The sequence below is a fragment of the Enterococcus sp. 2G9_DIV0600 genome, from assembly GCF_002140615.1.
GTDB lineage: Bacteria > Bacillota > Bacilli > Lactobacillales > Enterococcaceae > Enterococcus_D > Enterococcus_D innesii.
The window spans coordinates 2,236,968-2,243,259 of the sequence record NZ_NGLL01000001.1 but is presented as its reverse complement, the minus strand read 5'-3'; the positions used below and the strand labels follow the sequence as shown (position 1 = coordinate 2,243,259).

At 39.5% G+C, this 6,292-nt stretch carries 8 protein-coding genes; all 8 read left to right on the top strand.

The annotated features are described in order from the left end of the window. Positions 1–563, top strand: a 563-nt coding sequence (locus A5870_RS10680; RefSeq protein WP_139843168.1) for a glycosyltransferase, incomplete at its 5' end; no start/stop codon positions are given. A gap of 106 nt (positions 564–669) precedes the next feature. Beyond that, a complete protein-coding gene (gene mltG, locus A5870_RS10675; RefSeq protein WP_086292795.1) occupies positions 670–2,013 on the top strand; it encodes an endolytic transglycosylase MltG in 1,344 nt (447 codons plus the stop codon). Between the two features lie 115 nt (positions 2,014–2,128). Continuing rightward, positions 2,129–2,608 carry a transcription elongation factor GreA gene (greA, locus tag A5870_RS10670; RefSeq protein WP_005229556.1) on the top strand — a complete coding sequence of 160 codons (480 nt, stop codon included), beginning with the start codon at positions 2,129–2,131 and terminating at the stop codon, positions 2,606–2,608. A gap of 152 nt (positions 2,609–2,760) precedes the next feature. Beyond that, a complete protein-coding gene (gene liaF, locus A5870_RS10665; RefSeq protein ID WP_010749367.1) occupies positions 2,761–3,492 on the top strand; it encodes a cell wall-active antibiotics response protein LiaF in 732 nt (243 codons plus the stop codon). After that, positions 3,489–4,556, top strand: a complete 1,068-nt coding sequence (locus tag A5870_RS10660) for a sensor histidine kinase (protein WP_077452577.1) — start codon at positions 3,489–3,491, stop codon at positions 4,554–4,556. Before liaF ends, A5870_RS10660 begins: the two co-directional genes overlap by 4 nt. A 3-nt stretch (positions 4,557–4,559) precedes the next feature. Beyond that, the gene (locus A5870_RS10655) at positions 4,560–5,189 is read left to right on the top strand and encodes a response regulator transcription factor (protein ID WP_077452576.1); all 630 of its coding nucleotides are present in this window, start codon (positions 4,560–4,562) and stop codon (positions 5,187–5,189) included. 86 nt (positions 5,190–5,275) lie between these two features. Continuing rightward, a complete protein-coding gene (locus tag A5870_RS10650; protein ID WP_005229566.1) occupies positions 5,276–5,941 on the top strand; it encodes a potassium channel family protein in 666 nt (221 codons plus the stop codon). Positions 5,942–5,952: 11 nt separating this feature from the next. After that, positions 5,953–6,252 (top strand): HesB/YadR/YfhF family protein, encoded by a 300-nt coding sequence (locus A5870_RS10645; RefSeq protein WP_086292793.1) that lies wholly within the window; start codon positions 5,953–5,955, stop codon positions 6,250–6,252. The last annotated feature ends 40 nt before the right edge of the window (positions 6,253–6,292 follow it).

Genomic DNA, 6,292 nt, shown 5'->3' with positions numbered 1-6,292 from the left:
TTTATGGTGTTACTAAATTGCGATTAATTGATGATTTGCTAAATCCTAATATTAAAGTTTTTATCAATATTGGTAGATTTGATTTACAAAAAGGTCATGATCGATTAATCGAGTCTTTTGTAGAAGTAAATAAAAAATTTCCAAACACACGTCTTGTTATTGTAGCTCCTCATGGACCATTAAAAAAGCAGACTATTGCAAAAGTAAGAGAAAGTGGTATCAAAGAAAAAATTATTATTTTAGGAGGAATGGATAATCCCTATTCTTTACTTAAACTATGTGATGCATTTATTTTTACTAGTCTGTATGAAGGCTTAGGGTTGGTAGTATTTGAAGCATTGGCCGTAGGAACAGATGTTATCACTGTCGATATTCCAGCAACCACTCAATTCTTAAAAGATGGTTCTTCAAATGAATTACCGGCACTAATTGTACAAAATAATGTAAGTAGTATAATTGAAGGTTGGATTTTTTATATGGAAGGTTATCCCATTCTAGGGAAATATGATTTTGAAAAACAAGAACAACAGTCTCTTGCAGTATGGAATAGCTTGGTAAAATAAGGTTATTTATATTTAATGATTTCAAAAATATTAAAATCATTCCACTCCTCCTAACTTTCGTGTATAATGGTACAAGCCAGTATTACGAAAGTTAGGAGGAGTTGTTTTGAGTAAACAACATCCAGAGGATAAATCCTTTAAAGACGAAGTATTAGGAGCTTTAAAGCAACCTCAATCAGATCAAACCCAGGAAGACCAAGGGTTGAACGAGCGTCCTATTCAACAGCCTCAAGAAGAGGTGGGTTCGCGAACTGCAAGTGGAAAGACCAAAAATAAAAAAGCAAAGCAAACTGCTGCAAGTCGTAGGGCAGCAGCGGAAGAATTACCCATAGCTGAAGGTGGAGAAACGCAATTGCGCAAGCAGCAACGCAAAAAAGAAGACCGGATTGTCAATCGGATCGTTTTGATCGTAGTCCTTGCTTTGCTCGTTATCGGTGGAGTTTTAGGATTTTCAATGTATCGTTATGTATCATCCGGGCTACAGCCTTTGAACCCTGATGACACGGAAACTGTCGCTGTTGAGATCCCTAGTGGATCGTCCAACAAAGCAATTGGAGAAATATTGGAAGAAGACAATATCATTAAGAGTGGTATGATCTTTAACTATTATACGAAATTCAATAATTTAACTGGATTTCAAGCGGGAAATTATCAGTTTGCGCCAAGTATGACATTGGATCAAATAGCGAAGATGCTGCAAAATGGCGAAGGCTCGGTCACCTCTGACGCCAAAGTCACCATTCCAGAAGGATTTGATGTAGATCAAATCGGTGATGCTCTAGCGGAAGCAACGAATATCTCGAAAGACGATTTCTTAGCTTTGATGGAAAGTGACGAGTTCTTTGAAAAAATGAAAGCAACCTATCCTGATCTTTTAGCAAGTGCCGGCGATGCACAAGGTGTACGTTACCGACTAGAAGGATACTTGTTCCCAGCGACGTATGACTACTATACAGGGAATACCCTAGAAGAAGTCGTTACTCAAATGGTGGATAAATCAAATGCGGTCATGTCGAAATATTTCGATCAAATCGCTCAAAAAGAAATGACCGTCCAAGAAGTTCTTACTTTAGCATCACTTGTTGAAAAAGAAGGTAGTAAGCTAGAAGATCGTAAAAATATCGCACAGGTATTCTTCAATCGCTTAGCAATTGATATGCCGCTACAATCGGATATTTCGATTCTATATGCGTTAGGCGAGCACAAAGAGCTAGTTACTTATGAGGACACTCAAGTTGACTCTCCTTATAACCTCTATGTGCATACTGGCTACGGACCTGGACCATTCAACAATCCAAGTGAAGCAGCGATCCAAGCGGTCTTAGATCCAACACCGAACAACTACTATTATTTCGTTGCTGATATTCATACTCAAGAAGTTTACTTTGCAGAAACCTATGAACAGCATATGCAATTAGTGGAACAATACGTAAACAATACCTCAAATTAAATTTTCATAGGTTTATAGTTTACATTTAAAAAAAAGCATGGTAATCTTTTGTGGACTCATCGCAAAAGATTACCTTTTGCGATTTATTAGAAGTTACTAAAAGGAGAAAAGAACTATGGTAGAAAAAGTTTACCCAATGACACTTGAAGGAAAAGAAAAGTTAGAACAAGAATTAGAAGAATTGAAAACGGTAAAACGCGGTGAAATCATTGAACGTATCAAGGTAGCCCGCAGTTTTGGCGATTTATCCGAAAACTCAGAGTATGAGTCTGCCAAAGATGAACAAGCGTTTGTCGAAGGTCGAATCACTACTTTAGAAAATATGATTCGATTTGCAGAAATCATTGATAATGAAGGTGTCGACTCTGATGAAGTTTCCATCGGAAAAACAGTGATTTTTGTGGAGTTGCCTGATGGTGACGAAGAAGAGTACATGATCGTCGGCAGTGCTGAAGCAGATCCCTTTTCTGGTAAAATTTCCAATGATTCACCAATCGCTCGTGCTTTGATTGGGAAAAAAGTCAACGATGAAGTGACGATCTCAACGCCAGGCGGAGATATGCAAGTAAGAATCACAGAAGTAAAGAAAAGCTAATCGTTTGATCGCTAGGTAAATCTAGTTGACCCTGTTGTTCATTCTCCTTTAGGGAATTTGATCATACAGGGTCTTTTTTCGGACCAGCGACGGATGGACAAACCCTTTTTTTCAGGTATGATAGAGTAGAATTACTAGGAGGAGGAGCTTGAATGAAAAGTCCTTGGCGTTTTTTCTTTATTGTTGAAGCGCTCTTACTGCTTTTTGCAGTATGGCAAATTTTATCTAATCCGCCATTATTATTTTTATTAATACTTGGTGTGACGTGCTTGGTTCTGGTGAACCGAAGTGAGCGAAAGAGCAATTTTAAAAATTTCTTGATGGTCTCAAGTTCCATTGCTATTTTGATCAGTTTGTTAAATAGTCCAGCATTGTGGCTGATGCTGATTTTTGCGATTTTATTTATTGGATTAAAAGGAGTCGAGATTACCGGAATCGATTTGACTAAAAATTCCTTCTGGCGCAAAAAACAAATGATCATCGTTGAAACCGAAGAACCAAAAGCGGATCATCCGTTGAAACAAAAACAGCAATGGTTAGGCAATGAACGAATCGGCAGTCAAGTTTATGAATGGGATGACATTAATTTAGATATTTTGACGGGAGACACTTTCATTGATCTAGGCAACACTTTATTGCCTAAGAAAGAAAACGTCGTGATCGTACGAAAAGGCTTTGGCAGAACTCGTATTTTAGTGCCTGCTGGCATAGCAATCAAATTAGAGCACAGTACTTTTATTGGCTCCGTTATCTTTGAAGGCGAAGAAACGAGCTTGAAAAATGAAAAAGTGACGATCTACAGCCCTGATTATGGCGAAAATAGTCGGCGTTTGAAAATTTTAACGAATACCCTTGTTGGTGATGTTGAGGTGATTCGGGTATGATCGGGAAATTTTCAAGAGGCATGATCGCGTTTTATGCAGGCTTAGCAAGTTTTTTTACCATGATTTTGATGTTGTTCTCCTATTTGTATGCCAGTGGGAAAAATAATTGGCTGATAGAAGTCTTTCAAATCAAACTTTTTTTCATTCCTATCGTCTTTCACTTGCTTGTAATATCTGCATTGATTGCTTTAGCTGTCTTCTTACTGATTTCTTTTTTCCGCAATCGTCAATACGGTCCGGTGGAAGAAAAGCTAAGACTGTTAGCCAGCGGCTATATCGATAGCCCTTTATTGGAAACAAAGATCCCCCATGCGTCTGAAAACCATTTGATTGCGAATGTGGATCGTGATATTGCTAGTATCCAATCGAAGATGAAACAGATGTCGATGGAATTGCAGCAATTGAATGCGAAACCGCAGTTTGTCGATGGTCAGACGAAAGAAGAGATTTTAGAAGCAGAAAGGCAGCGTCTGGCTCGTGAATTGCACGACTCTGTTTCTCAACAGCTGTTTGCCGCCATGATGATGATGTCTGCACTGAATGAGCAAGCGATTCGAACAGATGCTCCAGAAAGCCAAAAGAAACAGTTAGCGATGGTCACAGACATTATCAATGCTTCGCAATCTGAAATGCGGGCGCTCTTGCTTCATCTACGACCTGTCACATTGGAGGGCAAGAGTTTGAAGCAAGGGATCGAGCAATTGTTAAAGGAATTAGAGACAAAAATCAAAATTCTATTGACTTGGGATATTGAAGACTTTACGATGCCTAGTTCGATTGAAGATCAACTCTTTCGTGTGATCCAAGAACTCTTGTCTAATACACTGCGTCACGCGAAAGCTGATGAGTTAGAAGTATACTTGCATCGCATCGATAATAACGTGTTATTGCGGGTGATCGATGATGGAGTTGGCTTTGATCCCCAAGATCAAAAGGCCGGCAGCTATGGCTTGATGAATATCCGAGAACGGGTGAGTGCCGTTGGTGGTACGTTGAAAATTATTAGTTTTAAAAAGCAAGGAACTAGCATTGAAATCAAAGTTCCACTGTTGAAGGAGGCATAACGGATGATAAACGTGTTGTTAGTTGATGACCATGAAATGGTTCGTCTGGGGGTATCTTCTTACTTATCGATTCAAGACGATATAGAAGTGATTGGGGAAGCGGAAAATGGCCGAGTAGGTTATGAAAAGGCCTTGGAGCTGCGACCAGACGTGATTTTAATGGACTTAGTGATGGATGAAATGGATGGGATCGAATCTACGAAATTGATTTTAAAGGATTGGCCGGATGCAAAAATCATTATTGTCACTAGTTTTATTGATGACGAGAAAGTCTATCCTGCAATTGAAGCAGGTGCGGCCGGTTACCTGTTAAAGACGTCTACTGCTCATGAGATTGCGGAAGCCATTCGTGCCACCCAGCGAGGAGAGCGGGTCTTAGAACCCGAAGTCACCACGAAAATGATGGATCGTTTGACGAATCGGACACCAATCCTACATGAAGATTTGACCAATCGGGAACAAGAAGTGTTACTGTTGATCGCCGAAGGAAAGAGCAACCAAGAGATTGCGGATTCACTCTTCATTACGCTGAAAACAGTGAAGACACATGTATCGAATATCTTATCAAAATTAGAAGTAGAAGATCGTACACAAGCGACAATATATGCTTTTAAACACGGTTTGATAAAATAAATTCTCGATAATTATGCCTCCTCATGGTCAGTTGAGGAGGTTTTTGTTATACTAAATTATGATCTGGTAAAAAAGGAGCGTTTGTGGTGAAGCAAAATTATGCAATAATCGGTCTGGGCCGTTTTGGTGGCAGTATTTGTCGCACGTTGATTGAATCTGGACAAGAAGTACTGGCGATCGATAGTAACGAAGATCGGGTCAATGAATACATGAATATCGCCACCCATGCGGTGGTCGGCAATGCACAAGATGAGATGACCTTGCGTTCACTAGGGATTCGTAACTTTGACCATGTGATCGTTGCGATCGGTGAAGATATTCAAGCCAGTATATTGGTCACACTGATGGTTAAAGAAATGGGTGTTCCTAATATCTTAGCCAAAGCCCAAAACGAATACCATGCCCGTGTACTGGAAAAACTCGGCGCAGACCGTGTCGTCCATCCTGAACGTGATATGGGGATTCGCATCGCCCATAATCTAGTTTCCAAAAATATCTTAGATTATATTGAACTATCTGATGAATTTTCTCTAGCAGAAATTCGTGTGTCCAATCCACGCTTTTTCAATAAATCCCTGATTGAGCTGAATTTTCGACAAAAGTATGGTCTGACAGTTGTTGCGATTCGTCGGGGACCAGGACAAGTGATCGTTTCGCCAGATGCAGAGGCGATCGTGCGTGAAAATGACAATTTACTCGTGATCGGCAATACAGATGATGTAGATATACTTGATGAACATATGAATGATTAGGAGTGAAGAAAATGAACTTAACAATAAGTCCTGAAGCAATGCAATGGTTCAAAAAAGAATTGGTGGTAGACCAAGGAAGCGGGATTCGTTTTTTTGGAAAAATTTATGGCAAAACACAAGTGCATGACGGATTTTCCGTGGGGATGTCAGTCGATAAACCAGAACGTCCGATCGTTGAACGAACCATTGACGGCTTGCTTTTTTTTATTGATGAAGCGGATGAGTGGTTTTTCAAAGGCTATGATCTGACAGTTGATTATGATCAAACGTTAGATGAACCCAAGTATGATTTTAGTGAAGATAAAAAATAATATGAGTTTGGTCAAATGATGACCGATGTAACTCGATTGG